General features: G+C 66.9%; 29 protein-coding genes. 24 read left to right on the top strand and 5 right to left on the bottom strand.

Annotation, left to right across the window (positions count from 1 at the left end; genetic code table 11):
- From BM004_RS04265 to BM004_RS04275, 3 genes are read right to left on the bottom strand one after another with little or no spacing between them, the layout of a single operon-like run.
- A complete protein-coding gene (locus tag BM004_RS04265) occupies nt 1-1,152 on the bottom strand; it encodes an MFS transporter (protein ID WP_093211473.1) in 1,152 nt (383 codons plus the stop codon).
- Between the two features lie 2 nt (nt 1,153-1,154).
- On the bottom strand, nt 1,155-1,922 hold the full coding sequence (locus tag BM004_RS04270; protein WP_177206342.1) for an SAM-dependent methyltransferase: 768 nt from the start codon (nt 1,920-1,922) through the stop codon (nt 1,155-1,157).
- A complete protein-coding gene (locus BM004_RS04275) occupies nt 1,919-2,500 on the bottom strand; it encodes a Maf family protein (protein ID WP_093211476.1) in 582 nt (193 codons plus the stop codon). Before BM004_RS04275 ends, BM004_RS04270 begins: the two co-directional genes overlap by 4 nt.
- A gap of 92 nt (nt 2,501-2,592) precedes the next feature.
- Here BM004_RS04275 and BM004_RS04280 point away from each other — a divergent pair, with 92 nt between their 5' ends.
- From BM004_RS04280 to BM004_RS04395, 24 genes are all read left to right on the top strand, one after another.
- Nucleotides 2,593-3,162 (top strand): YceD family protein, encoded by a 570-nt coding sequence (locus tag BM004_RS04280; protein ID WP_093211478.1) that lies wholly within the window; start codon nt 2,593-2,595, stop codon nt 3,160-3,162.
- A 146-nt stretch (nt 3,163-3,308) separates the two neighbouring features.
- Nucleotides 3,309-3,491, top strand: coding sequence for a 50S ribosomal protein L32 (gene rpmF, locus BM004_RS04285; protein ID WP_007830466.1), 183 nt, complete (start codon nt 3,309-3,311; stop codon nt 3,489-3,491).
- A gap of 61 nt (nt 3,492-3,552) precedes the next feature.
- Complete coding sequence (plsX, locus tag BM004_RS04290) at nt 3,553-4,650, top strand: phosphate acyltransferase PlsX (protein ID WP_093211480.1); 1,098 nt, start codon at nt 3,553-3,555, stop codon at nt 4,648-4,650.
- Complete coding sequence (locus BM004_RS04295; RefSeq protein WP_093124057.1) at nt 4,650-5,627, top strand: beta-ketoacyl-ACP synthase III; 978 nt, start codon at nt 4,650-4,652, stop codon at nt 5,625-5,627. The genes plsX and BM004_RS04295 overlap by 1 nt, the downstream gene beginning before the upstream one ends.
- Before the next feature lie 53 nt (nt 5,628-5,680).
- Nucleotides 5,681-6,634: an ACP S-malonyltransferase gene (fabD, locus tag BM004_RS04300; RefSeq protein ID WP_093211482.1), complete on the top strand. Its 954-nt coding sequence runs from the start codon at nt 5,681-5,683 to the stop codon at nt 6,632-6,634.
- Nucleotides 6,635-6,659: 25 nt separating this feature from the next.
- Nucleotides 6,660-7,403: a 3-oxoacyl-ACP reductase FabG gene (gene fabG / locus BM004_RS04305; RefSeq protein ID WP_093124062.1), complete on the top strand. Its 744-nt coding sequence runs from the start codon at nt 6,660-6,662 to the stop codon at nt 7,401-7,403.
- Nucleotides 7,404-7,501: 98 nt separating this feature from the next.
- Entirely contained in the window at nt 7,502-7,741 is a 240-nt protein-coding gene (acpP, locus tag BM004_RS04310) for an acyl carrier protein (RefSeq protein ID WP_007830471.1), read from the top strand.
- Nucleotides 7,742-7,840: 99 nt separating this feature from the next.
- Nucleotides 7,841-9,085, top strand: coding sequence for a beta-ketoacyl-ACP synthase II (fabF, locus tag BM004_RS04315; RefSeq protein WP_093124065.1), 1,245 nt, complete (start codon nt 7,841-7,843; stop codon nt 9,083-9,085).
- A 13-nt stretch (nt 9,086-9,098) separates the two neighbouring features.
- On the top strand, nt 9,099-9,581 hold the full coding sequence (locus BM004_RS04320) for a hypothetical protein (protein ID WP_093211484.1): 483 nt from the start codon (nt 9,099-9,101) through the stop codon (nt 9,579-9,581).
- Between the two features lie 10 nt (nt 9,582-9,591).
- Nucleotides 9,592-10,266: an RNA polymerase sigma factor RpoE gene (gene rpoE, locus BM004_RS04325; RefSeq protein WP_093124069.1), complete on the top strand. Its 675-nt coding sequence runs from the start codon at nt 9,592-9,594 to the stop codon at nt 10,264-10,266.
- A 17-nt stretch (nt 10,267-10,283) separates the two neighbouring features.
- On the top strand, nt 10,284-10,961 hold the full coding sequence (locus tag BM004_RS04330; RefSeq protein ID WP_093211486.1) for a sigma-E factor negative regulatory protein: 678 nt from the start codon (nt 10,284-10,286) through the stop codon (nt 10,959-10,961).
- 25 nt (nt 10,962-10,986) lie between these two features.
- A complete protein-coding gene (locus tag BM004_RS04335) occupies nt 10,987-12,075 on the top strand; it encodes a MucB/RseB C-terminal domain-containing protein (RefSeq protein ID WP_093211488.1) in 1,089 nt (362 codons plus the stop codon).
- A 101-nt stretch (nt 12,076-12,176) separates the two neighbouring features.
- Nucleotides 12,177-13,661, top strand: a complete 1,485-nt coding sequence (locus BM004_RS04340; protein ID WP_093124077.1) for a DegQ family serine endoprotease — start codon at nt 12,177-12,179, stop codon at nt 13,659-13,661.
- A 522-nt stretch (nt 13,662-14,183) separates the two neighbouring features.
- Nucleotides 14,184-15,995 carry a translation elongation factor 4 gene (gene lepA / locus BM004_RS04345; protein ID WP_093124079.1) on the top strand — a complete coding sequence of 604 codons (1,812 nt, stop codon included), beginning with the start codon at nt 14,184-14,186 and terminating at the stop codon, nt 15,993-15,995.
- 8 nt (nt 15,996-16,003) lie between these two features.
- Nucleotides 16,004-16,969, top strand: a complete 966-nt coding sequence (gene lepB, locus BM004_RS04350; RefSeq protein WP_093211490.1) for a signal peptidase I — start codon at nt 16,004-16,006, stop codon at nt 16,967-16,969.
- Nucleotides 16,970-17,003: 34 nt separating this feature from the next.
- Entirely contained in the window at nt 17,004-17,372 is a 369-nt protein-coding gene (locus tag BM004_RS04355) for a DUF4845 domain-containing protein (protein WP_093211492.1), read from the top strand.
- 17 nt (nt 17,373-17,389) lie between these two features.
- Nucleotides 17,390-18,076, top strand: coding sequence for a ribonuclease III (gene rnc / locus BM004_RS04360; RefSeq protein WP_093211494.1), 687 nt, complete (start codon nt 17,390-17,392; stop codon nt 18,074-18,076).
- Nucleotides 18,077-18,083: 7 nt separating this feature from the next.
- Entirely contained in the window at nt 18,084-19,049 is a 966-nt protein-coding gene (era, locus tag BM004_RS04365; protein WP_093124088.1) for a GTPase Era, read from the top strand.
- A 1-nt stretch (nt 19,050) separates the two neighbouring features.
- On the top strand, nt 19,051-19,824 hold the full coding sequence (recO, locus tag BM004_RS04370) for a DNA repair protein RecO (RefSeq protein ID WP_093124090.1): 774 nt from the start codon (nt 19,051-19,053) through the stop codon (nt 19,822-19,824).
- Complete coding sequence (locus BM004_RS04375) at nt 19,821-20,588, top strand: pyridoxine 5'-phosphate synthase (protein WP_093124093.1); 768 nt, start codon at nt 19,821-19,823, stop codon at nt 20,586-20,588. Before recO ends, BM004_RS04375 begins: the two co-directional genes overlap by 4 nt.
- Before the next feature lie 13 nt (nt 20,589-20,601).
- Nucleotides 20,602-20,994, top strand: coding sequence for a holo-ACP synthase (gene acpS, locus BM004_RS04380; RefSeq protein WP_093124095.1), 393 nt, complete (start codon nt 20,602-20,604; stop codon nt 20,992-20,994).
- Nucleotides 20,991-22,112, top strand: coding sequence for a beta-N-acetylhexosaminidase (gene nagZ, locus BM004_RS04385; protein WP_093211496.1), 1,122 nt, complete (start codon nt 20,991-20,993; stop codon nt 22,110-22,112). The genes acpS and nagZ overlap by 4 nt, the downstream gene beginning before the upstream one ends.
- Before the next feature lie 3 nt (nt 22,113-22,115).
- Complete coding sequence (locus tag BM004_RS04390; RefSeq protein WP_093211498.1) at nt 22,116-23,462, top strand: glycosyltransferase family protein; 1,347 nt, start codon at nt 22,116-22,118, stop codon at nt 23,460-23,462.
- Between the two features lie 30 nt (nt 23,463-23,492).
- Nucleotides 23,493-24,365 carry a DUF7164 domain-containing protein gene (locus tag BM004_RS04395; RefSeq protein WP_093211500.1) on the top strand — a complete coding sequence of 291 codons (873 nt, stop codon included), beginning with the start codon at nt 23,493-23,495 and terminating at the stop codon, nt 24,363-24,365.
- 6 nt (nt 24,366-24,371) lie between these two features.
- Here BM004_RS04395 and BM004_RS04400 read toward each other — a convergent pair whose 3' ends face one another.
- A complete protein-coding gene (locus BM004_RS04400) occupies nt 24,372-24,899 on the bottom strand; it encodes a M48 metallopeptidase family protein (RefSeq protein WP_093124105.1) in 528 nt (175 codons plus the stop codon).
- Nucleotides 24,896-26,167 (bottom strand): Hsp70 family protein, encoded by a 1,272-nt coding sequence (locus tag BM004_RS04405; protein WP_093124107.1) that lies wholly within the window; start codon nt 26,165-26,167, stop codon nt 24,896-24,898. The genes BM004_RS04400 and BM004_RS04405 overlap by 4 nt, the downstream gene beginning before the upstream one ends.

Consider the following 26,167-nt stretch of genomic DNA (forward strand, 5'->3'; position numbering starts at 1 on the left):
TTATCTGGTTTCGCCGCTGGCGGTGTAGCGCGCAGACGCTGCCAGCGCCGCGGCGAACACCACGACCACATAGAGCGCGGCGGTCAGCGAGGTCGCCCGCGCCAGCAGCCCGATCACAGCCGGGCCTGCCATGAACCCCAGATAGGCCAAGGCCGACACCGACGCAATGCCGCGCGCCGGCTCGACGCCCGGCACCTTCGCCGAGGCCGAGAACAGGATCGGCACCACGTTCGCGAACCCCACGCCCACGCCCGCAAAGCCGACCAGCGCCAGCCAGGGCAGGTCGGTGATCAGCACCAGCGTCATGGCGGCCGCAGCCAGCAGGCCGCTGCCGAGCAGCAGCGTGGCCGGCGCGAAGCGCGCGCGCAGCGCGTCGCCGCCGAAACGCGCCGCGGCCATGGCGGCGGAGAAGCTCGCGTAGGCCAGCGCGGCCTGCTGCTGCGGGCTGCCGATTTCCTGCTGCATATAGAGCACGCTCCAGTCGTAGATCGCGCCTTCGGCGATCAAGCCCAGTGCCGCGAGCGCGCCCAGCACGGCGAGGGTGCCGCGCGGCAGCAGGAAGCCGTGGTCGGCCTCGGTGGCGCCGCTGGTGGCGGGCCGGGGCAGCATGCGCGTCGAGGCAAACGCCACCACCAGCACCATGGCCGCGGCGACGATCAACAGGTGCGCCTGCGCGCCGAGGCCGGCCGCCAGTGCGGCGCTGCCGCTGGCCGCGCCCGCCATGCCGCCCAGGCTGAACATGCCGTGCATGCCGCTCATGAGCGGTGTGTCGCCATGCAGTTCGAGCTGGGCCGCTTCCGTGTTGATGGACACGTCGAACACGCTCGTCACGAGGCCGAAGGCTGCCAGCAGGGCCAGCAGCGCGGCATAGCCGGGCATGGCGATCAGCCCGGCCAGCAGCAGCGCATAGATGCAGCCGCAGACGCCGGCCACGCGGCGCGGGCCGTGGCGGCCGATCCAGCGGCCCGCGCTGGTCAGCCCGAACATCGCGCCCGCGCCGGCCGCGAGCATGGCCAGCCCGAGTTGCGCCTCGTCGATGCCGTAGTGCGCCTTGACGGTGGGCACGTGCACGCCCCAGGTCGCGAAGATGAAACCGGCGGAAAAGAACTGCGCACGCGACGCCCAGCGCGTGCCCGAGGTGACGGCCACCATCGTCAACGGCCGATCGCGAACACGGCGGGCAGGCGTTCGTCGGTGATGGCTTGCGGCTTGGCGGCGCGCCAGGACTTGACCATCTCGCTGCGCACCTGGGCCGTGGCCAGCGTCAAGCCGCGCGCCACGGCGAGGCGGGTGTTGTGCTGCAAGGTCTGCACGAGCGCCTGCAGCAACGCGGCGTTGCGGTAGGGCGTTTCGATGAAGAGCTGTGTCTGGCCCGTCTTGAGCGCCAGTGCCTCGAGTTCGCGGATGCGCGTCTGGCGCTCGACGGCGTCCTGCGGCAGGTAGCCGACGAAGGCGAAATTCTGGCCGTTGAGGCCGCTCGCGGCCAGCGCCAGCAGCAGCGAGACCGGGCCGGTCAGCGGCACCACGGTCAGGCCCAGGTCGTGCGCGGCGCGTGCCACCGACGAGCCCGGATCGGCCACGGCCGGCATGCCGGCTTCGCTCAGCAGGCCGATGTCGTGGCCTTCGAGCGCGGCGGCCAGCAGGGGGCGGGCGTCGAACTGGCCGGCATGGTCGCCTTTCTTGTGCACTTCGCGCGGCAGTTCCTGGATGTTCTGCGCCTGCAGCGGCGCCGCCAGCGGAGCGACGGCGTCGATGCGTTTCAGGTAGGCGCGAGCGGATTTCGCGTTTTCGCAGATCCAGTGGGTGATGCCCGCGGCGGTCTGCAGCGTGCCCAGGGGCAGGGCGTCCTGCAGCGGGGCCTGGACGTCGCAGCCGAAGTCGAGCGGCGCCGGAACGAGGTAGAGCTTGCCTTTTTGCGTCACAGCAGATCCACCCCCGCGGCGCGCAGCATCTGGCAGGTGCGGATCAGCGGCAGGCCGACCAGCGCGGTCGGGTCGTCGCTGTCGATGGCTTCCAGCAGCGCGATGCCGAGGCCCTCGCTCTTGGCGCTGCCGGCGCAGTCGTAGGGCTGCTCGGCCTGCAGGTACTGCTCGATGGCGTCGTCGCTGAGGTCGCGGAACACCACGCGCACCGGGGCGATGTCGCGCTGGACGAAGCCCGAAGCACGGCAGACCACGGCCACGGCCGTCTGGAAGATCAGCGTCTGGCCGCGCATGCGGCGCAGTTGGGTGGTGGCGCGTTCATGGTCGCCGGGCTTGCCGAGCGCTTCACCGGCCAGGTCGGCCACCTGGTCGGAGCCGATGACCACGGCTTCGGGGAAGCGGGCGGCCACGGCGTTGGCTTTTTCGAGGGCCAGGCGAATGGCCAGGTCGCGCGGCGTTTCGCCGGGCAGCGGTGTTTCGTCCACTTCGGGCGAGTGCACGTCGAAGGGCAGTCTCAGGCGGGTAAGCAGTTCGCGGCGGTAGCGCGAGGTCGAGGCGAGGATCACGGTGCGTTGCATGGGACGATTGTGCGTGAGCCGCCTGAGTCCCTCGGCTTTCCCTCAGGCTTGTCCCGAGCCGGTGAAGCGCGAGGCGCGCTAGACTGGCGCGGATGAAGAGAGAATTTGCCCCCGAACGGCTCAATGTGCCTGCCTTTACGGCTGCGGCCGCCACCCTGGATGCCGCCGATCCGGTGCCTGACTATGTACGCCTGACCGCCGAACTGGCCGCCCCGGCGCCCGACGCGGTCGTGCGTTGGGAAGCCACCGGGGAAGAGCGCCCCGGCGCCGACGGCAAGCCCGTGTCCTGGATGCACCTGGAAGCCGAAGCCGTCGTGCCGCTGGTCTGCCAGCGTTGCCTGTCGCCGGTCGATACCGAGCTTTTCGTGGACCGCTGGTTCCGTTTCGTGGCCGACGAAGCCACGGCGGAGACCGAGGACGAGGAATCCGACGAAGACCTGCTCGTCGTGAGCCGGGATTTCGACCTCCACGCCCTGATCGAGGACGAGCTTCTGATGGAAATTCCCGTCATGCCCGTTCACGACGTGTGCCCCACGCCGGTCAAGCTGTCGTCCAGCGACGAGGACTTCATGGCGGCTGAAGAAGCCAAGCCGAACCCCTTTGCCGCCCTCGAAGCGTTGCGTTCGCGCACGCCGAAAAAAGGCTCGGAAGAGGGCAAGTAGCTCTTTTCCTCAGGCTGGGCTATAATCATGGGCTTCGCGCGCGCCGCCGTGAGCAGCAATGCAGATCAGAACATGTCAGCCATGTCACTGCATTGCCACCGCTTGAGCCCGCACCCTTTCACTCACCTCACAGTCCAGGAGCCACCATGGCCGTCCAGCAAAACAAGAAGTCGCCTTCCAAGCGCGGCATGCACCGTTCACACAATGCGCTGGTCGTGCCCGGCATCGCTGTCGAGCCGACCACCGGCGAAACGCATCTGCGTCACCACATCAGCCCCAACGGTTTCTACCGTGGCCGCCAGGTGCTCAAGAACAAGTCCGAAGCCTGATCTCGCATCCCAAGGCCAAGGCCCGAAGCTACTTTTGCCGTAGCGTCGGGCCTTTGTTTTGATGGCTACGCCTTCTTTTCCCGAAATCACTGCTGCGCCTTCCGCAATCACGCTTGCCGTCGATTGCATGGGGGGTGACCATGGGCCGCGAGTCACGCTCGCGGCCTGCCGCGCGTTTCTCGAGCGGCACAGCGAAGCCTCGTTGTTGTTGGTCGGTGCGCCGGCCGCACTGGCGGGGTTCGCCGCGCATCCACGTGCCCGCATCGTCGCCGCGAGCGAAGTGGTGGGCATGGACGACCCGATCGAAATCGCCTTGCGCAAGAAGAAAGACTCTTCGATGCGCGTGGCGATCCAGCAGGTCAAGGACGGCGCCGCCCAGGCCGCGATCTCCGCTGGCAATACCGGCGCGCTGATGGCCATTGCGCGCTACCTGCTCAAGACGCTCGACGGCATCGACCGCCCGGCCATCGCGCCGCAGTTACCAAATGCAAAAGGTGGAGCGACGACCGTGCTCGACTTGGGTGCGAACGTCGACTGCGACGCCGAAGACCTGCTCCAGTTCGCCGTGCTCGGCTCGGCCCTGGTGTCGGCGCTGACCGGCAACGAGGCGCCTTCGGTCGGCCTGCTCAATATCGGCGAGGAAGCCATCAAGGGCAGCGAAACCATCAAGAAAGCCAGTCAACTGCTGCGTACGGCTGCCAACTCGAAAGATCTGAACTTCTACGGCAACGTCGAAGGCAACGATATTTTCAAGGGCACGACCGACATCGTTGTGTGTGACGGTTTCGTTGGAAACGTTGCGCTGAAGGCCAGCGAAGGCGTGGCGTCGATGATCGGCGAGTTCATTCGCGTCGAATTCTCGCGAAGCGTGTTCACGAAACTTGCGGCCATCGTTGCTTATCCGGTTCTAAAAGCGTTCAAAAGTCGCCTGGATCACCGCCGTTACAACGGTGCGGCACTTTTGGGTCTGCGTGGGCTGGTTTTCAAGAGCCATGGCTCGGCTGACGAAGTGGCTTTCGGGCACGCCCTGGATCGCGCTTATGATGCCGCTCGCAACAACCTGCTCGATCGCGTGCGGGCCCGCATCGCCCACGCCGCGCCATTGCTCGCGCGGCAGGAACCGGCGGCGCCGGTCGACGCGACGGCCCTTCACGTTTGATGACCCCTTATTCACGCATTACCGGCACCGGCAGCTATCTGCCCCCACGCCGCGTGACCAATGACGATCTCGCCAAGGACTTGGCGACACGCGGCATCGAAACCTCCGACCAGTGGATCGTCGAGCGCACCGGCATCCACGCGCGGCACTTTGCCGCGCCGGACGTCACCAGCAGCGATCTCGGTCTCGAAGCCGCCCGCCACGCCCTCGAATCCGCTGGCCGCAAGGCCAGCGACGTCGACCTGATCATCGTCGCGACCTCGACGCCGGACATGGTGTTTCCGTCGTCGGCCGCCATCCTCCAGCACAAGCTCGGCATTGCCGGCTGCCCGGCGTTCGACGTCCAGGCGGTCTGCAGCGGCTTCGTCTATGCGCTGACCGTGGCCGACGCCATGATCCGCACGGGCACCGCGCGCTGCGCGCTGGTGGTGGGCGCCGAAGTGTTCTCACGCATCCTCGACTTCAGCGACCGCACCACCTGCGTGCTGTTCGGCGACGGCGCGGGTGCGGTGGTGCTCGAAGCGAGCGAACAGCCCGGCATCCTGGCCAGCGACCTGCATGCGGACGGCAAGCACGTCGGCATTCTTTGCGTGCCGGGCCATGTGTCCGGCGGCAATGTGCTGGGCACGCCGCTGCTGCACATGGACGGCCAGGCAGTCTTCAAGCTCGCGGTTCGCGTGCTCGAAGAAGCGGCGCGCGCCACGCTTGCCAAGGCGGGCAAGACCGAAGCGGACATCGACTGGCTCATTCCCCATCAGGCCAACATCCGCATCATGGAAGGCACGGCGAAGAAGCTGAAGCTTCCACGCGAGAAGCTGATCGTCACGGTGAACGAGCACGGCAACACGTCGGCCGCCTCGATCCCGCTGGCGCTCGACGAGGCCGTGCGCTCCGGCAAGGTGAAGAAAGGCGAAACGCTCATGCTCGAAGGCGTGGGCGGCGGCTTCACCTGGGGCGCGGTGCTATTGAATCTGTAGTGTGTTGCGGCGCCCGGAAGAGGGCGCCTGCAATGCGAGACGACGCATAAACAATGAAATCCTTTGCTTTTGTCTTTCCGGGTCAGGGCTCGCAGGCCGTCGGCATGCTCGACGCCTGGGGCGATCACCCCGCCGTCGTCGAAACCCTGCGCGAAGCTTCGGACGCGCTCGGCGAAGACGTGGGCGCGCTGATCAAGAACGGCCCCAAGGAAGACCTGGCGCTCACGACCAACACGCAGCCCGTGATGCTGGTGGCCGGTGTGGCCGCCTGGCGCGCGTGGCTGGCCGAAGGCGGTGCCACGCCCGCGGTCGTGGCCGGTCATTCGCTGGGCGAATACTCGGCGCTGGTGGCTTCGGGCGTTTTGACGCTGGCGCAAGCCGCGCCGCTCGTGCGTTTCCGTGCGCAAGCGATGCAACAGGCGGTGCCTGTGGGCGTCGGCGCGATGGCTGCCGTGCTCGGCATGGAGTCGGGCAAGGTCGTGGCCGGGTGCGCGGAAGCCACGGCCAGCTTCGGTGCCGGCAGTGCCGAGATCGTCGAAGCGGTGAATTTCAACGACCCGATGCAGACCGTGATCGCCGGCAGCAAGGCCGCCGTCGACAAGGCCTGCGAGCTGCTCAAGGCCAACGGCGCCAAGCGCGCGCTGCTGCTGCCCGTGTCGGCGCCGTTCCATTCGAGCCTGATGAAGCCCGCCGCCGAGGCGCTGCGCGAAAAGCTGGCGTCCACGCCGCTGGCGGCGCCGCAGATTCCGGTGCTGAACAACGTCGACGTGTCGGTGGAAACCGACGCCGACCGCATTCGCGACGCGCTGGTGCGCCAGGCGGCCGGTCCGGTGCGCTGGGTCGAGAGCGTCCAGGCCTTGAAACTGCGCGGTGTAGCCTCCATCATCGAGTGCGGCCCCGGCAAGGTGCTGGCCGGCATGGTGAAGCGCATCGCCCCCGATCTGGAAGCCGCGTCGGTGTACGACCCGGCCACGCTCGCGGACACCCGACAATCGCTCGCCGGCTGACCGGCAAGGCCAGACACTTTTTCTTATGAGCATTCCCAAATTCGAAGGGCAAGTCGCCCTGGTCACCGGCGCCACGCGCGGCATCGGCGCGGCAATCGCGCTGGAGCTCGCCCAGCGTGGCCTGAAGGTCGTGGGCACCGGCACCACCGATGAAGGTGCGACCAAGATCACGTCGGCACTCAGCGCATTCGGCGGCCGCGGCCGCGCGCTCGACGTGAACGACGGTGCCGCCGTCGAAGCGCTGATCGACGAGATCGTGCAGGCCTACGGCGCGATCCACGTACTGGTCAACAACGCCGGCATCACGCGCGACACGCTCGCCATGCGCATGAAGGACAGCGACTGGGATGCGGTGCTCGACACCAATCTCAAGGCCGTCTTCTCGCTCTCGCGCGCCGTCATCCGCCCGATGATGAAGCAGCGCTACGGCCGCATCATCAGCATCACCAGCGTGGTTGGCGCCTCCGGCAATGCCGGCCAGGCCAACTACGCGGCCGCCAAGGCCGGCGTTGCGGGCATGACCCGCGCGCTGGCCCGTGAACTCGGCAGCCGCAACATCACGGTCAACTGCGTCGCGCCCGGTTTCATCGAGACCGACATGACGGCCAGCCTCCCCGAGGCCCAGCAACAGGCGCTGCTCCAGCAGATCCCGCTGGGCCACCTGGGCAAGCCGGCCGACATCGCGCACGCGGTGGCCTACCTCGCATCGCCCCAGGCGTCCTACGTCACGGGGCAAGAGCTGCACGTCAACGGCGGCATGCACATGTAGCCGCAAGGCGCAATCTTTCCCGCACCGGGTGCACGGCAAATGCCACAATGCGCCCGGCTAAAATCCACCGATTACCTACAACCCTCAGAGGGAACCAAATGAGCGATATCGAAGCACGTGTCAAGAAAATCATCGCCGAGCAACTCGGCGTGGAAGAGTCTCAAGTGACGAACGAAAAGGCTTTCGTGGCCGACCTCGGCGCTGACTCGCTCGACACGGTCGAACTCGTGATGGCACTCGAAGACGAATTCGGCATCGAAATTCCCGACGAAGATGCCGAGAAGATCACCACGGTGCAAAACGCCGTCGACTACGCCACCAAGAATCAAAAGGCCTGACAGGCCAGCTGACAAGATTGCAACTGCGGCCGGCGGCTTATCTCTAAACCGCACGCGCCGACAGGCAACTGTTCAGCGCATCCAGAAAGGTTTGCCGGCATGACCAAACGCCGCGTCGTCGTGACCGGACTCGGTTGCATCGCTCCTGTCGGAAACACCGCAACCGAATCCTGGGCCAACCTGTTGGCCGGGAAGTCGGGTATTGCGAACATCACCGCGTTCGATGCAAGCGCCTTCGCCTGCAAGTTCGCCGGTGAGGTCAAGGGTTTCGACATCACCCAATACATCTCGGAGAAGGAAGCGCGTCACATGGACCGCTTCATTCATCTGGGTCTCGCCGCCGCCATCCAGGCGGTGCAGGACAGCGGACTGCCGACCGGCGAAGCGCTGTCCTATGAAAAAGCCGTGCGCATCGGATGCAACATCGGCTCGGGCATCGGCGGTCTGCCGATGATCGAACAGACGCACGCCGAACTGGCTGCACGCGGCCCGCGCCGCGTGTCGCCGTTCTTCGTGCCGGCGTCGATCATCAACATGATCTCCGGCCACGTGTCGATCAAGTACGGCTTCAAGGGCCCGAACATCGCCGTGGTCACCGCTTGCACCACCGGCCTTCATGCCATCGGCACGTCGGCACGCATGATCGAGTACGGCGACGCCGACGTGATGATCGCGGGCGGTGCGGAATCGACCATTTCCCCGCTCGGCATCGGCGGCTTCACTGCGCCTCGCGCACTGAGCACCCGCAACGACGATCCCGCCACGGCTTCGCGTCCCTGGGACAAGGACCGCGACGGCTTCGTGCTGGGCGAGGGCGCCGGCGTGCTGGTGCTCGAAGAGTACGAACACGCCAAGGCGCGCGGCGCCAAGATCTACGCGGAAGTCGCGGGCTTCGGCCTGACGGGCGACGCGTACCACATGACCGCGCCAGACGTCGACGGCCCCCGCCGCTCGATGGCCATGGCACTGGCCAACGCCGGCGTCAATGCCGACCAGGTCCAGTACCTCAACGCGCACGGCACCTCGACGCAGATCGGCGACCTCAACGAGACCAATGCGGTCAAGCTGGCGTTCGGCGATCACGCGAAGAAGCTGGTCGTGAATTCGACCAAGTCCATGACCGGCCACTTGCTGGGCGGCGCGGGCGGCATCGAATCGGTGTTCACGGTGATGGCGCTGCACGAGCAGAAGAGCCCGCCGACCATCAACATCTTCAACCAGGATCCGGAGTGCGATCTCGACTACTGCGCCAACGAGGCGCGCGATCTGAAGATCGACGTCGCGGTCAAGAACAACTTCGGCTTCGGCGGCACCAACGGCACGCTGGTGTTCAAGCGCGCTTGAGCATTGCTCTTTCATGCACAGCGCGCCGTCGGTGACCTACCCGGTGGGGCGCTCGCGCGGCGCGACTCGCCTCCTTGTTGTTCTTTGGGCCCTGGGCGCTTGTTGCGCGGGCGCATCCTGCTATCTTTCGGATAGCGCCGGATGGCGCCAGCTGCTGCTGGTTCTCAGCGTTGCATTCGCCGGCGTCGCGGCGGGCTTCGGCCTGCGCCGCGACGGTGCGGGCACCCTGCATTTCGACGGCCTTCACTGGTCGCTCTCCGCGGGCGATGCATCGCGTTCGGTGCATGCCGCGCGGGCGCTGGTGGCGCTCGATTTCCAGTCGCTGATGCTGCTTCGTTTCAGCGAGCCGGGCCGCGCGCGGCGCTGGCTCTGGGTCGAACAGCGGGCCATGCCCGAACGCTGGCGCGACGTGCGCCGTGCGGTATATTCGCGCCCCCCGTCCGCAGCACCTGCGGGCGACACCTGGCGCGCGACGGCTCCCGCCGACGCGCCCTGAACCCTCCTCGATGACCACTTCTCCGCCGCCCGTGCCGCCGGATTCCGGCCTGACCGACGCGCCCGCTGAAGCGCCGCGTCCGGGCGAGGTCGATTTCCAGCTCGTTCAGCGCACCGTCGCGGGCGACCAGAAAGCGTTCGAACTGCTGGTCATCAAGTACCAGCGGCGCATCGAGCGCCTGATCGGGCGCATGGTGCGCGATGTCGACCTGGTCGAGGACATCGCGCAGGAAACCTTCATTCGTGCCTACCGCGCGCTGCACCAGTTCCGCGGCGAGGCGCAGTTCTACACCTGGCTCTATCGGATCGCCGTCAACACCGCCAAGAAGGCGCTGGTCGACATGAAGCGCGATCCGACCGTCTCCGAAGCGGCCCTGAGGCCGTCTTCTGAGGACGACGATGAAACTTACCGTCCTGGAAACGAACCAACCACCGACGAAACCCCCGAATCGGTCATGGCGGCGAACGAAATCGCCAGTGCCGTCGAGGCTGCCATGGAAGCACTGCCAGCTGAATTGCGGCAGGCGGTCACGCTGCGCGAAATCGAGGGCATGAGTTACGAAGAGATCGCCGAGGTCATGGATTGCCCTATCGGCACCGTGCGTTCGCGTATTTTCCGGGCGCGCGAGGCCATTTCGGCCAGGGTCAAACCGCTGCTGGACAACCAGTCCGGCAAGCGTTGGTAAGTAAGCAGGTGAATGAAATGAATCAGACGATGACGGTTCGGGAACAGGTGTCCGCACTTGCGGATGGTCATTTGCAGGGCGAGGCGTTCGCACAGGCGATCGAAGCGGTCTGCGCCGAGGGCGAGGCGCGCGCGGCCTGGCAGGCGCTCCATGTGGCGGGCGATGTGCTGCGCTCGGGCTCGCATGCGCCGTGCAGCGACACCTCGGCATTCCTCACGCGCTTCCAGCAGCGGCTGGCGGCGGAGCCCGTGGTGATTGCGCCGGCCCCGGTGCCGGCAGCCGCGCCTGTCGCGCTGCCAGTGCAGCGCAGGGCCGAGGCGGCCAACGAGCCGGTGTTCCGCTGGAAGCTGGTGGCCGGTGCCGCGTCGCTGATGGCCGTGGCCGCCATCAGCTGGACGCTGGTCGGCAACGGCGCGGCGGTGTCGCAAGCCGGTGCCCAGATGGCCGCGGTGCAGCAACAGCAGGTGCAGCCGGCAGTGAATTCGGTGCTGGCGGCCGTGGCCGTCAACAGCGAACAGCCCGCAGCCAACACGCTCACGCCCACCCGAGTGATCGTCGGCAACGGCAACCCGCAGGTCATGCTGCGCGATCCGCGGCTCGACCAGTTGCTCGAAGCGCACCAGCAAGCCGGCGGTGCGTCGCAAATGCCTTCCGGTTTCCTGCGCAACGCCACTTTCGAGGGTCCGACGCGCTGAGCGCGCGCGCCCGCAGCCGCCCGTAATGACCGTTCAGATGCCGATCTCCGCACGCGCCTGCGTGCTTGTGTTTGCCGCTTTCTGCCTTGCGCAGGCCGCCACCGCACAGACCCGCTCGGGTGCTGCGAATGCGAAGGGCGCGACCGCACCGGTTCAGACCGACGAACCGCCGGCAATGAACGTGACAGAGTGGCTGCAGCGCATGCACGCCGGGGCCCGCCAGCGCAACTACGTGGGCACCTTCGTGGTGTCGGCGCCGGGCGGCGACCTGTCGAGCGCGCGCATCTGGCACGTGCGCGACGGCGAGCACCAGATCGAACGCATCGAGGCCCTGTCGGGACCGCCGCGCTCGACCTTCCGCCGCAACCGCAACGTGATGACCTTCCTGCCCGAGGCGAAGGTCGTCAAGGTCGAGAAGCGCGAGAACCTCGACCTCTTCCCGAACCTGCCGGAAAAACCCGATTCGTCGATCAGCGACTTCTACGACGTGCGCGCGATCGGCAAGGACCGCGTGGCCGGCTTCGACGCCGACGTGGTGCAGCTGGTGCCGCACGACGGCCTGCGCTTCGGCTACCGCATCTGGAGCGAGCGCCGCTCCGGGCTGGTGGTGAAGCTGCAGACCATCGACAGCGATTCGCGCGTGGTGGAGCAGTCGGCGTTCTCCGAGCTGCAGCTCGACGCGCCCGTCAAGGCACAGGCGCTGTCGCAGATGATGGCCAACACCACCGGCTACCGCATCGAGAAGCTCGAGCTGGAGCGCAGCAACGCGCAGGACGAGGGCTGGACCCTCAGCACGCCCGTTGCCGGCTTCAAGCCGCGCAGCTTCTTCCGCCGCCCGATGGCCGCCTCTGCCGACGACAGCAGCGGCAAGGCGAAGCAGGACACCGCAACGGTGCAGTGGACCTTCTCCGATGGCCTGGCCTCGGTATCGCTCTTCATCGAGCGCTACGACGCCGCCCGTGCGCCGCGCGATGGCGTGCTGACCATCGGCGCGACCAACGCGATCCGCCGCCGCCTGCCCGCGCCGGCCAGCGACTGGTGGCTGACCGCGGTGGGCGAGGTGCCGCCGCAGACACTCAACGCCTTCGCGCAGAGCCTGGCGCGCACACGCTGACGGCGTCGGGCCGCATGGGCGCCAAGTTGCGCTGAACCAAGCGTGTAGCGCAGACTCATAGCAACTGTTTTCCGCCGCTCTGTTCTTTTGAAAGAAAACCGATGATCTTCAAAGTCGAGGGACACAAGCTTCGTTCCGGCCTGCTGGCTTTTGCACTCGCGCTGACCGCGGGCGCCACCTTCCTGCCGGTCGAATCCGTTCATGCGCAGACGCGCACGCTGCCCGATTTCACCGATCTGGTCGACCAGGTCGGGCCTTCGGTCGTCAACATCCGCACGGTCGAGAAAGTCGCGCAACGCGGCGGCGGCAACGGCGAGATGGACGAGGAAATGCAGGAGTTCTTCCGCCGTTTCTTCGGCCAGCCGGCGCCGGGCCAGCCCCGCCAGGGCCCGACCCCCAAGCGGCCCCAGCAGCCGCAGGAAGAGGAGCGTCCGCGCGGCGTGGGCTCCGGCTTCATCCTGACGGCCGACGGCTACGTGATGACCAACGCCCACGTGGTGGAAGACGCCTCAGAGGTGCTGGTCACGCTGCCCGACAAGCGCGAGTTCAAGGCCAAGATCGTCGGCGCCGACAAGCGCACCGACGTGGCGGTCGTGAAGATCGAAGCCACGGGCCTGCCCGCGGTGAAGGTCGGCGACATCTCCAGGCTGCGCGTGGGCGAATGGGTGATGGCCATCGGTTCGCCGTTCGGCCTCGAGAACACCGTCACCGCCGGCATCGTGAGCGCCAAGCAGCGCGACACGGGCGAGTACCTGCCGTTCATCCAGACCGACGTGGCCATCAATCCCGGCAACTCGGGCGGACCGCTCATCAACATGCGCGGCGAGGTGGTGGGCATCAACAGCCAGATCTACTCGCGCTCTGGCGGCTTCATGGGCATCTCCTTCTCGATCCCGATCGACGAGGCGATCCGCGTGAGCGACCAGCTGCGCACCACCGGGCGCGTCTCGCGCGGCCGCATCGGCGTGCAGATCGATCAGGTCACCAAGGACGTGGCCGAGGCCATCGGCCTGGGCAAGGCGCAGGGCGCGCTGGTGCGCGGTGTCGAGGCAGGTTCGCCGGGCGAGAAGGCCGGCGTGGAACCGGGCGACGTCATCACCAAGTTCGACGGCAAGGCCATCGAGAAGCCGAGCGACCTGCCGCGCCTGGTGGGCAACACCAAGCCGGGCACCAAGAGCACGCTGACGGTGTTCCGCCGCGGCGCGTCGCGCGACCTGAGCGTGACCATTGCCGAGATCGAGCCCGACAAGCCAGCCAAGCGTGCGAGCGACCGCGACGAGCCGGCGCCGAAGCCGCCGGCCTCCGCCGCCGCGAAGTCGCTCGGCCTGGCCGTGAGCGACCTCAGCGATGCGCAGAAGAAAGAGCTCAAGCTGAAGGGCGGCGTGAAGGTCGATGCCGCCAACGAAGCAGCGGCGCGGGCTGGTCTGCGTGAGGGCGACATCATTCTTTCCGTGGGCAATGCCGAGGTGGCGAACACCCGCGAATTCGAGTCTGCCGTGGGGAAGGCCGACAAGAACAAGGCGCTCAGCGTGCTGTTCCGCCGGGGCGATTGGGCGCAGTACGCCCTGATCCGGCCCGCACGCTGATCTGGCGCTGGCGTCAAGTGGCCCCACCCGGCAGTCGGGTTTGGGGCCGTTTTTTTGAGGTGTTTACGACGTTCTTGCGCCGGCCATGAAAAAAATCTTGGACGGAAAAAGCGGTGGATTTTGTTAGTGAAAGCTAACTTTAAAACAGGCTTAGGACGAATTTCGGTAGAATAGAGCGCTCGGTGCAGCCAGTCAGCGCATAAGGAGTGCACTGGCATCCACGATGCGAGATGTCAGACAGCAGTCCACCGGTGGTCCACAGATCGCCCACAAGTTGTTCATAGACTGCTCCACCGATCCTGTTGATAACCTGTTCATATCTTTGATGTTGTGGACCTGCAACGACCCCTTTGGACCCTGTTCCCGGATGTACGTGCCTCCCTTTTTGCCTACAATGAAGTTCCAACTACTGCAGTTGCCATTGCTTGTTGGTTCAGGGCGCGTCTCCAGAAGACGCGCCCTTTTTTCTTGCCCGTCGCACTCTGCGTCCGAGCCAATTCAAGTACTTAAGCGTTCCCGTTGATGAATCACATCAGAAATTTTTCGATCATTGCGCACATCGACCATGGCAAGTCGACGCTCGCAGACCGTTTGATCCAACGTTGCGGCGGCCTCGCGGAACGCGAGATGGAAGCGCAGGTGCTCGATTCGATGGACATCGAAAAAGAGCGTGGGATAACCATCAAGGCGCAGACCGCTGCGCTGCGCTACAAGGCGCGTGATGGACAGGTCTACAACCTCAATCTGATCGACACGCCGGGCCACGTCGACTTCTCGTATGAAGTGAGCCGCTCGCTGTCCGCATGCGAAGGCGCATTGCTCGTCGTCGACGCATCGCAAGGTGTCGAAGCGCAGACGGTGGCCAACTGCTACACCGCGCTCGACCTCGGTGTCGAAGTGGTGCCCGTGCTCAACAAGATCGATCTGCCCAACGCAGACCTCGACAACGCGCGCACTGAAATCGAAGACGTGATCGGCATCGATGCGACCGACGCGATTCCGTGCTCGGCCAAGACCGGTGTCGGCATCGACGACATTCTCGAGACCATCGTCGCGCGCATGCCCGCACCGCGCGGCAATCCCGACGGTCCGCTGCGCGCGATGATCGTCGACAGCTGGTTCGACGCGTACGTCGGCGTGGTCATGCTGGTGCGCGTGGTCGACGGCCGGCTCGTGAAGGGCGAGCGCATCAAGATGATGGCGTCCGGCGCGATGTACAACGCCGACAGCATCGGCGTCTTCACGCCCGCCAACGAAGCGCGCGAGTCGCTCGAGGCCGGCGAGGTGGGCTACATCATCGCGGGCATCAAGGAGTTGCAGGCCGCGAAGGTCGGCGACACGGTCACGCTGATCCGGCCCGGCACCGGCGGTGCGGCAGCCACGGCGACCGAGGCGCTGCCCGGCTTCAAGGAGATCCAGCCGCAGGTGTTCGCGGGCCTGTACCCGACCGAAGCCAGCGAGTACGACTCGCTGCGCGACGCGCTCGAAAAGCTCAAGCTCAACGACTCGTCGCTGCGCTATGAACCCGAAGTGAGCCAGGCGCTGGGCTTCGGCTTCCGCTGCGGCTTCCTCGGCCTGCTGCACATGGAGATCGTGCAGGAGCGCCTGGAGCGCGAGTTCGACCAGGACCTGATCACGACCGCGCCCAGCGTGGTCTACCAGGTGGTCAGGAACGACGGCGAAGTGATCATGGTCGAGAACCCGTCCAAGATGCCCGACGTCGGCCGGATGGCGGAAATCCGCGAGCCCATCGTGACCGTGCACCTGTACATGCCGCAGGAATACGTCGGCTCCGTCATGACGCTGGCCAACCAGAAGCGCGGCGTGCAGATGAACATGGCCTACCACGGCCGCCAGGTCATGCTGACCTACGAGATGCCGCTCGGCGAGATCGTGCTCGACTTCTTCGACAAGCTGAAATCGGTGAGCCGCGGCTACGCGTCGATGGACTACGAGTTCAAGGAGTACCGCGCCTCCGACGTGGTGAAGGTCGACATCCTGCTGAACGGCGAGAAGGTCGACGCGCTGTCCATCATCGTGCACCGCAGCCAGTCGCAGTACCGCGGCCGGGCGGTGGTCTCGAAGATGCGCGAGATCATTTCGCGCCAGATGTACGACGTGGCGATCCAGGCCGCCATCGGGGTCACCATCATTGCGCGTGAGACAATCAAGGCCCTTCGCAAGAACGTGCTGGCCAAGTGCTACGGCGGCGACATCTCCCGCAAGAAGAAGCTGCTCGAGAAGCAGAAGGCGGGCAAGAAAAGAATGAAGCAGATCGGCTCCGTCGAGGTCCCGCAAGAGGCCTTCCTCGCGATTCTGCAAGTCGAAGACTGATCAAAAAAATGGCACTCATCACCTCCCTGGTCCTCGCGGCTTTTGCCGGCTATGTCGGCTCGTGGTATTTCGGCGCGATCGAAGGCAACTTCGCATTGCTGCTGTTCGTGGCCACGGTGATCACCGGCCTCTACTGGGTGGCCGAGCGCTTCTTCTTCCTGCCGAAGCGCGAGCGCGCAGCCGCCGCGCTGGAAGCCTCGCTGGCCGAGCGCAACGCGCGTCTGGCCGGGCAGGGCATCAAGCAGGTCGACACCGCCGACGCGAAGGCCAGCGAGCGCCTGCTGATGCAGCCCTGGTGGCTCGACTGGACCGCCGGCCTGTTCCCGGTGATCCTGGTGGTGTTCCTGCTGCGCTCGTTCCTGTACGAGCCCTTCAAGATTCCCTCGGGCTCGATGATGCCCACGCTGCTGACCGGCGACCTGATCCTGGTCAACAAGTTCACCTACGGCCTGCGCCTGCCGGTCATCAACGCCAAGATCACCGAAGGCACGCCGCTGGCGCGCGGCGACGTCGTGGTGTTCCGCTACCCGCCCAAGCCGAGCATGGACTACATCAAGCGCGTGGTCGGCATTCCGGGCGACGAAGTGGCCTACCTGAACAAGAAGCTCACGATCAACGGCCAGCCGGTGTCCAAGCAGCCCGCGGCCGACTACCTCGACAGCGAATCGATGCGCCTGCTCAAGCAGTACGACGAAGACCTGCTCGGCAGGAAGCACAAGATCCTGAACGATGAGACGGCTCCGTCCTTCGTGCCCGGCGCCAGCGACTTCCCCGGCCGCGAGAACTGCCGCTACTCGGTGGAGGGCGTCGTCTGCAAGGTGCCTGCGGGCAGCTACTTCATGATGGGCGACAACCGCGATAATTCGGCCGACTCGCGTTTCTGGGGTTTCGTGCCAGACAGCAACATCGTGGGCAGGGCCTTCTTTGTCTGGATGAACTTCGGCGATCTGGGTCGCATCGGTCCGTTCCAATAAGCATTCATCAGCATTGTTCGAGGGGTAAGAGGGCATGAGAACACATCGGTCTGTGCGCGGCAGCGCTGCGCGGCAACGTGGTATTTCGTTCGTCGGCTTGGTGTTCGTCGCGGCCGTGCTCGGCTGCCTCGGCGTGGTCGTCGCACAGGTCATTCCGACGCTGATCGAGTGGCAGGCGATCGACAAGGCCGCCAACAAGGCCAAGGAGGGGGCAACCGTGCCCGAAGTGCGCGCGCTCTTCGATCGCGCACAGACCATCGACGACTTCAAGTCGGTCAGCGGCAAGGACCTCGACATCAAGAAGGTCGGCGACAAGGTGGTCGTGTCGTACGCGTACGAGCGCGAGATTCCGCTGTTCGGTCCGGCCTACCTGACCCTCAAATACAAGGGCCAGTCCCGCTGAACGCGGCGCTGAAAAAGGTGGACGGCAGCCTCGTCGCGCTGCAGGCGCGTCTCCAGTACACCTTCTCCGACCCGCGGCTGCTCCAGCTCGCGCTCACGCACCGCAGCTTCTCGGCCGACCACAACGAGCGCCTCGAATTCCTGGGCGACTCGGTGCTGAACCTGGCGGTCTCGCATCTGCTCTATCTGCGCCTCTCGGCGCTGCCCGAAGGCGATCTCTCGCGCGTGCGCGCCAACCTGGTCAAGCAGGACACCCTGCACCGCCTGGCCGTGGGGCTGGCGCTGTCGCCGCTGCTGAAGCTGGGCGAGGGCGAGGCGCGCTCCGGCGGGCCGAACCGGCCTTCGATCCTGGCCGATGCGCTCGAAGCGCTGATCGGCGCGGTGTACCTCGACTCCGGTTTCTCCGCCGCGCAGGCGATGGTGCACCGGCTCTACGAGGCGGTCGAGATCAACCCGCGCATGGAAGCCGCGGCCAAGGACCCGAAGACCGAATTGCAGGAATGGCTGCAGGGTCACAAAATGAAGCTGCCGGTGTACCGCGTGGCCGCCACACTGGGCGCTGCGCACAAGCAGACTTTCGATGTCGAGTGCGAGGTGCCCGAGTTGGGCCTTCGCGAACGCGGCATCGGCGGTTCGCGCCGCGCCGGCGAGCAGGCGGCGGCCGCCGCCATGTTGATCCGGCTCAAGGCACGCGGCGCCGCGTGAAATCAGAATGAACGATGCTATCAATCCCGTAGCGGAACCCGAAGACGCCGAAGGCGGTTCGCCCGCCAGCGGTCCCCAACATTGCGGCCTCATCGCCATCGTCGGCAAGCCGAACGTCGGCAAGTCGACGCTGCTCAACGCGCTGGTCGGCCAGAAGATCAGCATCACCTCGCGCAAGGCGCAGACCACGCGGCACCGCATCACCGGCATGCGCACGCTGGGCGCCACGCAGTTCGTGTTCGTCGACACGCCGGGTTTCCAGACCCTGCATGCCAACGCGCTGAACAAGTCGCTCAACAAGACCGTGCAGGGCGCGGTCGGCGACGTGGACCTGATTCTTTTCGTGGTCGAGGCCGGCAGCTTCACGCCGGCCGACGAGCGCGTGCTCAAGCTGCTCGGCAAGGGCATTCCGACGGTGCTGCTGGCCAACAAGCTGGACAACGTGCACCGCCGCGGCGACATCGCGCCCTGGCTGCAGACCATGCAGGCCAAGCATGCCTTCGCCGAGTTCGTGCCGATGTCGGCCAAGAGCGCCAAGGACGTCGAGCGCCTGTTCGGCATCTGCGAGAAGTACCTGCCCGAGCAACCCTGGTTCTACGACGAGGACGAGCTGACCGACCGCAGCGAGAAATTCCTGGCCGGCGAACTGGTGCGCGAGAAGCTCTTCCGCCTGACCGGCGACGAGCTGCCCTACACCTCGACCGTCATCATCGACAAGTTCGAGGAAGAGCCGCCGCAGAAGAAGGGCCAGAAGCGCCTGCTGCGCATTGCCGCCACCATCGTGGTCGAGCGCGACGGCCACAAGGCCATGGTGATCGGCGACAAGGGCGAGCGCATCAAGCGCATCGGCATGGAAACCCGTGTCGAGCTCGAGAAGCTGGCCGACGCCAAGGTGTTCCTCGAACTGTGGGTGAAGGTGCGCTCGGGCTGGGCCGACGACGAAGCCCGCGTGCGCTCGTTCGGCTACGAATGAAGTGGCCGCTGCCCACCGCGTTTCGCACGAACCGGCTTATGTGCTCCATCGCTACGACTGGAGCGAGTCGAGCCTGATCCTCGAGGTCTTCACCCGGCACCACGGGCGCATCGCGCTGGTGGCCAAGGGGGCGAAGCGTCCGAGCTCCAACTTCCGCCCGGTGCTGCTGCCGCTGCAGCCCCTGCAGCTCAACTACGGCGGCGACGCCGAGATCCGCACGCTCAAGGGCGCCGAGTGGATGGGCGGGCACGTCATGCCGACCGGCGAGGCGCTGCTGTCGGGCTACTACGTCAACGAACTGCTGCTGCGCCTGCTGGCGCGCGACGACGCGCACGAGGCCCTGTTCGACGCCTACGCCGGCGTGGTACAGGTGCTGGCCGGCGACCATGCCGGCGCCCAGGCGGCCACGCACGCCGCCGCGCTGCGCGCCTTCGAGCTGCTGCTGCTGCGCGCGGTGGGCCTGCTGCCGGCGCTCGACCTGCAGACGCTCACGCTGGAGCCGCTCGATGCCGACACGCGCTACATCCTGGTGCCGGAAGCCGGCTTGCGGCACGCGGCCGACGAAGAAGCCGCGCTCGCCGGTGCCGACTGGCAGGCGTTGCAGGACATGCTCGACGACCGCACGCCATTTACCTCCACATTGCGTGAAATTGCCACCATGAACGCCGGCAGCAACAGCGCGCTGCGCAACCAGCTGCGCGCCTTGCTCAACTACCATTGCGGCGTGTCCACGCTGCGCACGCGGCAAATGATGAGAGATCTGCAAGCACTATGAGCACTTCAGGCCACGCCGGCGCCACCACTTCGCTGTCCGTCAACCTCAACAAGGTTGCCCTGGTGCGCAACACGCGCCACCTGGGCATCCCGAGCGTGGTGAAAGCCGCACAGGCCTGCCTGGCCGCCGGCGCCCAGGGCATCACCGTGCACCCGCGCCCCGACGCCCGCCACATCCGCGCGCACGACGTGAGCGACCTGTCGACGCTGCTCGCCAAGGACTGGCCGGGCGTCGAGTTCAACATCGAAGGCAACCCCTTCCAGAACCTGATGGACTTCGTGCGCGCGCTGAAGCCGCACCAGGCCACCTTCGTGCCCGACAGCGAAACCCAGTCCACCAGCGACCACGGCTGGACCTTCCCCGACGACGCCGAGCGCCTGCGCCCGCTGATCGCCGAGGCCAAGGCCCTGGGCGTGCGCGTCAGCCTGTTCATGGACCCGATTCCCGAGATGATGGCCGCCGTCAAGGCCGTGGGCGCCGACCGCGTCGAGCTCTACACCGAGGCCTATGCCGCCTCCCGCGGCACGCCGGACGCGCAGGCCGTGCTGGCGCGCTACACAGAGACCGCGCGCGCGGCGATTGCGGCGGGCCTGGGCGTCAACGCCGGCCACGACCTGAGCCGCGACAACCTGAGCGCTTTCCTGCGTGCCGTGCCGGGCGTGCAGGAGGTCTCCATCGGCCATGCCTTCGTGGCCGACGCGCTGGAACTGGGCTACGCCGGCGCCACGCGCGACTACCTGCGCTGCATCGGCGAAGCGCAATGAACGCCGGCGCCGCATGATCTACGGCATCGGCACCGACATCTGCGACCTGCGCCGCATCGCCGCGACCTTCGAGCGCCAGGGCGAGCGCTTTGCGCGCAAGGTGCTCAGCGACGCCGAATTCGCGGTCTGGCAGGCCCGCAGCGCCCGCTGGCCGAAGCGCGGCCTGAGCTACCTCGCCACCCGCTTCTCGGCCAAGGAGGCCTTCAGCAAGGCCGTCGGCATGGGCATGCGCATGCCGATGAGCTGGCGCCTGTGCGAGATCGCCAACCTGCGCAGCGGCAAGCCCGTCATCGTGCTGCATGGCGAACTGAAGGAGTGGTTCGAGGCGCAGGGCCTCACGGCCCATGTGACCGTGACCGACGAAACCGAATACGCCGCGAGCTTCGTGGTGGTGGAGAAGCTATGACCCCCGGGCTCACCCGCCCCAACTCCCGTTCCCGCACAGTTCCGTCGCATTCGCCGCTGATCATCGACGTGGCGGGCACCGAACTCACCGGCGCCGACCGCCGGCGCCTGGCCGACCCGCTGGTCGGCGGCGTGATCCATTTCGCCCGCAACTGGCAAGGCCGCGCGCAAATGACCGCGCTCAACGCCGAGATCAAGGCCATCCGGCCCGACCTGCTGATCTGCGTCGACCACGAAGGGGGCAGGGTGCAGCGCTTTCGCACCGACGGCTTCACCCACCTGCCGTCGATGCGCGCGCTCGGCGAGCTGTGGATGAACGACGCCATGCGCGCCACCCAGGCGGCCACCGCCGCCGGGCAGGTGCTGGCGGGCGAGCTGCGTGCCTGCGGCGTCGATTTCAGTTTCGCGCCGGTGCTCGACCTCGACTTCGGCGGCAGCAGCGTCATCGGCACCCGCAGTTTTCACCGCGATCCGCGCGTGGTGGCGCTGCTGGCCAAGAGCGTCATGCACGGCATGCTGCAGATGGGCATGCGCAACTGCGGCAAGCACTTTCCCGGGCATGGCTTCGTGCATGCCGACTCGCATGTCGAGATTCCGGTCGACAAGCGCGGTCTCAAGGCCATCCTGGGCGACGACGCGCGGCCGTACGAGTGGCTCTCGGGCGCGCTCACCGCGGTGATGCCCGCGCACGTGATCTACCCGAAGGTCGACAAGCGGCCAGCGGGCTTCTCGCCCCGGTGGCTGCAGGACATCCTGCGCCAGAAGCTCGGCTTCGACGGCGTGATCTTCAGCGACGACCTCAGCATGGAGGCCGGCCGCTACATCGACGGCCAGCTCCTGAGCTACACCGACGCGGCGCTGGCCGCGCTGCAAGCCGGTTGCGACCTGGCCCTGCTGTGCAACCAGAGCATCGGCGACGGCGCACCGCTGGACGAACTGCTCGACGGTTTCGCCCGAGCGGCGGGCACGCAGCGCTGGCAGCCCGATGCGCGCAGCGAAGCGCGGCGCCGGAGCCTGTTGCCCGACACGCCCGCGCCTGCCTCGTGGGAGGCGCTGCAGGATTCGGCTGCCTACCGCGGCGCCCGGCGCGCGCTGACCGAGGCCGGTCTCTCGGGGTAGGCCATGCCCCTGTGCCTCAGTTTTCTCCAGCGCCGCGACGACGCGGTGCTGCGCAACCATGCGCACTACTGCAGGCTCCACGGCTACCCCCATCAATGGGTCGAAAGCGAGTGCATCCTGCACCCGGCGCTTCGCGCGAGCGCCAAGTACAGCGAGATCCTGCGGCACCTGCGCACGCTGGCCGAAGGCGACTGGCTGTTCTTCATCGACGGCGATTCGGTGGTCTTCCATCCCGTGGCCATCGACGTGCTGATGCAGGGCAGCGACCTGCTCGCGGCCGAGAGCCCGCCCGCGGGCAGCCTCGGCGGCCTGGCCATGACCAACATGATGGTGGTGCGCCACACGGCCGCCAACCGGGCGATGCTGCACCAGCTGATCGTCGATGCCGGCCACGTGATCGCCCGGGTGGCCAGGCGCATCGACGAGGCCGCGCGCCTGCGGCCGGCGGGCATGCGGGGATGCAACGCCATGGAACAGGGCGTCTACGTCAACGTGTCCTGGCGCATCGCGCAGTGGCACCAGGCGCCGGTCTTCGTGGTCCACCTGGGTGCGTCGCCGGTCGAGGTCGACGGCGAGCCGGGCGAAGACATGCTGCACGACCTGAACCTGCAGCGCGTGCTGGTCGACCAGGTGAACGCGTCGCTGACTCAGGGCAGCCCGGTGCTGCAGCCGCCGGCGTACCCCGAGATCTCGGCGGCGGCGGCGGACAGCTACAACCCCGAAGCACGCATCGCCTTCCTGACGCTGTACACGCCGCACATCCAGGCCTACGCCCGCGTGTCCGAGCACAACGTGCGCCGCTATTGCGACCGGCATGGCCACGCGTACCACGTGTACCGCGACATTCCCGCGGCCATCGGCCCCGGCATCAATGGCTCGTGGATCCGCAGCTGGCTCATCAACCAGCACCTGGCGCACCATGAATGGGTGATCTGGGTCGACGCCGACGTCGTCTTCCGCAACCCCGCCAGGCGCATCGAGCCGCTGCTGGAAGGCCGCGACCTGCTGCTCGCCAAGGACGTCGGCGCCTGGCAGTTCAACTCCGGCGTCATGGGTTTTCGCAACACGCCGGGCAATGCGCGGCTGCTCGATCGCATCTGGGAGCGCATCGGCGCGGTGGCCGACAAGTCGGCGGTGTACAGCAGCCAGGGCGACCAGTACTACACGAACGAGGTGCTGGGCGAAGAGGGCCTTGTCGGCGAGCCGCACATCCTGGACAACCTCAGCATCAACACGCCGCCGCACCTGGCGAGCGACGACACGCTGCTGGTGCACTTCATCAATCTCAGCGAGCCGTACCGCTCCGTGTACATGGCCGCCATGGACGCCCGCTCGCAACGCGGCCGGTGACGCCCGGCGGCCACCTCGCAAGGAAACGACATGACGATGGGCGTGCTGGTCTACATCGACCACAAGCAGGAAATCATCGACGAGTTCTCATGGCTCTACAAAAGCATGATCTTCTCGAACCTGTTCTCGCGCGCGAAGATCATCGCCGTGTGCCATCCGGAGGCCGCCGCTGCGCTGCCACAGGACGACCGCATCGTCGTGATCCCGAGCGAGCCCTATGCGCAGCGCAACACCGACTGGGCGGGCTACGGCTACATCAACTCGGTGGCCAACCTCTGCGAGCCGGCCGTCATCCAGGAGTGCCGCAAGTACGACACCCTGCTGAAGACCGACTGCGACACCTTCGTCACGCCCGCGCTCACCGGCTTCACGCCCACGGGCCTGTGCTTCGGCTTCGGCGCCTACGCGTACGAGGAAGAGGTGCGCCGCAAGCTCTCGGCGTGCAGCGCGCGTTGGGGCTTCCCGCATTCGGGGTTGCACAACGTCGGCGCGTCGGTGCTCGGCCCCTCCGACTTCGTCTGCAATTTCGTGGAGGCGCAGCTCGACTACTGCAACCGGCTGCTCGACGAGGAGTTCCGCCACTTCCAGGGCGAATGGCCGGGCTGGTGCAAGAACGTCGTCACGATGTATGCGGGCGAGCTGGCCTTGCGCCGCACCTATCCGCAGCAATGTTCGCTCGGCCTGCTGGATCATCTGCCGTATGCGAGCCGCGCGCTGGGCAGCGACGTGCTGCACATCCACGCCTGGCACACCGACCAGTACTGGTCCAAGCACCAGTACCGCGCGGGCGCCTACGACGGCATGGCGCTGGAAGCCATCGACCGCCGCACCTCGGGCGGGTATTGCCACTGGCTGGCCGTTGCCGGCATCGAGCAGGTCAGGGCTGCCGCGGCGGCGGCCTGAAGAAGCTCAGGGCGCCGGCGCCTTCGCGGCGCTCGACCACAGCGGCTCGCCTCCGCCGTCCAGGTGGGTCAGGTAGAGCCGCAGGTCGAACTCGAGCTGCGAATAGTCCGGCTCCATGTGCGTGCACAGCGAATAGAAGGCCTTGTCGTGGTCGCGCTCCTTCATGTGCGCGAGCTCGTGCACGACGATCATGCGCAGCCACGGCAGCGGCACGCCCTTGAACAGGCTCGCCACGCGGATCTCGCGCTTGGCCTTGAGCTTGCCGCCCTGCACGCGCGACACCGTGGTGTGCGTGCCCAGGGCGTTGCGGATCACGTGCAGCTTGTTGTCGAACATCACCTTGGACAGCGGCTCGGCCTTGCGCATGAACTCGCTCTTGAGCTCGCTCACGTACTCGTAGAGCGCGCGGTCGGTCTGCACGGTGTGCACACCCTCGGGGTAGCGCTTGCCGAGCAGCGCGGCGAGCTTGTCGTCCGCCACCAGCTGGCGGACCTGGTCCAGCAGCGATGCCGGATAGCCCGCCAGGTACTTCACGCCCGCTGCTCCGTGCGCGCCGCGCAGGCCAGGCCCGCGGCCACGCCGCCGAACAGGTCGCCCTCGACCAGCGGCACGCCCGCGAAGCTCTTGCGCAGCGCGTGCTGGAACGGCCGCAGCGCCGACGAGCCGCCCGTGAGGTAGATCGCATCGAGGTCGTTGCTGCGCAGCCCTGCGCGCTTGACGCAGGCATGGGCGCAGGCGATCACGTCGTCGAACGGGCCGCTGAGCTGCTGCACCATGTCCTCGGGCGAGAGCACGGCGCTCAGGCCGGGCTCGGCGCACGACAGGTCGATGGTGGCCGGCGCGTCGTTGACCGACGCGTCGATCTTGGCTTGCTCCACGGCCGCCAGGATGCGGTGGCCATGGCGCTCTTCGAGCACGGTCATGAGCCGGTCGTGCAGCCGAAGGTCGATGTAGCTGGTGCGCAGGTCCTTGGCCTGGCGCGTGGCCTTGGCGGCGTAGAGCCAGTTGATCAGGTGCCACGACGAGAGGTCGAAGAACACGCCGCTGGGCACCTCGCGGCCTTGCGGGCCGTGGTGGCGAAAGCCCAGCAGCGGCATCACGCGGTCGAGGTTCAGGCGCTGGTCGTAGTCGGTGCCGCCGATGTGCACGCCGGTGGTGGCCAGCACGTCGCCGCTGCGGTCTTCGTGCGTGGCGCGCTCGGGCCCGACGCGCACGACCGTGAAGTCGGAGGTGCCGCCGCCGATGTCCACGATCAGCACCACGGATTCCCTGGTGATGCGCTGCTCGTAGTCGAAGGCCGCCGCGATGGGCTCGAGCTGGAACGAGATGTCGCGAAAGCCCGCCGCGCGCGCCGCGACGCGCAAGCTCTGCTCGGCACGTTCGTCGCGCTTGCTGTCGTCGTCCACGAAATGCACCGGGCGGCCGATCACGACCTGCTCGGGCGTGTGGCCCAGTTCCTTGCCGGCGCGATGGGCGAGCTCGTGCAGGAAGCGCGCGATGATGTCCTCGAAGCTCACCAGGCCGTCGTAGATGGCGGTCTTTTCCTGCATCAGCGCGCTGCCGAGCAGGCTCTTCAGCGAGCGCATCAGGCGGCCTTCGTAGCCCGCGAGATAGAGCGCCACCGCTTCGCGCCCGAAGTGCGTGGTGCGGTCCTCGGCGTTGAAGAAGATCGCCGTGGGCAGGGTGGTGGCCGCGCCCTCGATGGGCAACAGCCGGGCCACGCCGTCGACCCGGCAGGCCACGGCGGAGTTGGAGGTGCCGAAGTCGATGCCGATCGTCGGCAGCGACGACGGTGACTTCAT

Origin of the sequence: Variovorax sp. OK212, assembly GCF_900112425.1 — a bacterium.
In the GTDB taxonomy this organism is placed as follows: domain Bacteria; phylum Pseudomonadota; class Gammaproteobacteria; order Burkholderiales; family Burkholderiaceae_C; genus Variovorax.

What these genes read in the sequence shown, in the direction of transcription:
- lepB (WP_093211490.1), top strand. Translation starts at nt 16,004, where the DNA reads ATGGCACTCATCACCTCCCTGGTCCTCGCGGCTTTTGCCGGCTATGTC.
- rpmF (WP_007830466.1), top strand. Translation starts at nt 3,309, where the DNA reads ATGGCCGTCCAGCAAAACAAGAAGTCGCCTTCCAAGCGCGGCATGCAC.
- BM004_RS04390 (WP_093211498.1), top strand. Translation starts at nt 22,116, where the DNA reads ATGCCCCTGTGCCTCAGTTTTCTCCAGCGCCGCGACGACGCGGTGCTG.
- acpP (WP_007830471.1), top strand. Translation starts at nt 7,502, where the DNA reads ATGAGCGATATCGAAGCACGTGTCAAGAAAATCATCGCCGAGCAACTC.
- nagZ (WP_093211496.1), top strand. Translation starts at nt 20,991, where the DNA reads ATGACCCCCGGGCTCACCCGCCCCAACTCCCGTTCCCGCACAGTTCCG.
- BM004_RS04340 (WP_093124077.1), top strand. Translation starts at nt 12,177, where the DNA reads ATGATCTTCAAAGTCGAGGGACACAAGCTTCGTTCCGGCCTGCTGGCT.
- era (WP_093124088.1), top strand. Translation starts at nt 18,084, where the DNA reads ATGAACGATGCTATCAATCCCGTAGCGGAACCCGAAGACGCCGAAGGC.
- BM004_RS04355 (WP_093211492.1), top strand. Translation starts at nt 17,004, where the DNA reads ATGAGAACACATCGGTCTGTGCGCGGCAGCGCTGCGCGGCAACGTGGT.
- BM004_RS04330 (WP_093211486.1), top strand. Translation starts at nt 10,284, where the DNA reads ATGAATCAGACGATGACGGTTCGGGAACAGGTGTCCGCACTTGCGGAT.
- fabF (WP_093124065.1), top strand. Translation starts at nt 7,841, where the DNA reads ATGACCAAACGCCGCGTCGTCGTGACCGGACTCGGTTGCATCGCTCCT.
- BM004_RS04265 (WP_093211473.1), bottom strand. Translation starts at nt 1,152, where the DNA reads ATGGTGGCCGTCACCTCGGGCACGCGCTGGGCGTCGCGTGCGCAGTTC.
- plsX (WP_093211480.1), top strand. Translation starts at nt 3,553, where the DNA reads ATGGCTACGCCTTCTTTTCCCGAAATCACTGCTGCGCCTTCCGCAATC.
- rpoE (WP_093124069.1), top strand. Translation starts at nt 9,592, where the DNA reads ATGACCACTTCTCCGCCGCCCGTGCCGCCGGATTCCGGCCTGACCGAC.
- lepA (WP_093124079.1), top strand. Translation starts at nt 14,184, where the DNA reads ATGAATCACATCAGAAATTTTTCGATCATTGCGCACATCGACCATGGC.
- fabD (WP_093211482.1), top strand. Translation starts at nt 5,681, where the DNA reads ATGAAATCCTTTGCTTTTGTCTTTCCGGGTCAGGGCTCGCAGGCCGTC.
- BM004_RS04320 (WP_093211484.1), top strand. Translation starts at nt 9,099, where the DNA reads ATGCACAGCGCGCCGTCGGTGACCTACCCGGTGGGGCGCTCGCGCGGC.
- acpS (WP_093124095.1), top strand. Translation starts at nt 20,602, where the DNA reads ATGATCTACGGCATCGGCACCGACATCTGCGACCTGCGCCGCATCGCC.
- BM004_RS04375 (WP_093124093.1), top strand. Translation starts at nt 19,821, where the DNA reads ATGAGCACTTCAGGCCACGCCGGCGCCACCACTTCGCTGTCCGTCAAC.
- BM004_RS04395 (WP_093211500.1), top strand. Translation starts at nt 23,493, where the DNA reads ATGACGATGGGCGTGCTGGTCTACATCGACCACAAGCAGGAAATCATC.
- fabG (WP_093124062.1), top strand. Translation starts at nt 6,660, where the DNA reads ATGAGCATTCCCAAATTCGAAGGGCAAGTCGCCCTGGTCACCGGCGCC.
- BM004_RS04335 (WP_093211488.1), top strand. Translation starts at nt 10,987, where the DNA reads ATGACCGTTCAGATGCCGATCTCCGCACGCGCCTGCGTGCTTGTGTTT.
- BM004_RS04275 (WP_093211476.1), bottom strand. Translation starts at nt 2,500, where the DNA reads ATGCAACGCACCGTGATCCTCGCCTCGACCTCGCGCTACCGCCGCGAA.
- BM004_RS04405 (WP_093124107.1), bottom strand. Translation starts at nt 26,167, where the DNA reads ATGAAGTCACCGTCGTCGCTGCCGACGATCGGCATCGACTTCGGCACC.
- BM004_RS04295 (WP_093124057.1), top strand. Translation starts at nt 4,650, where the DNA reads ATGACCCCTTATTCACGCATTACCGGCACCGGCAGCTATCTGCCCCCA.
- BM004_RS04280 (WP_093211478.1), top strand. Translation starts at nt 2,593, where the DNA reads ATGAAGAGAGAATTTGCCCCCGAACGGCTCAATGTGCCTGCCTTTACG.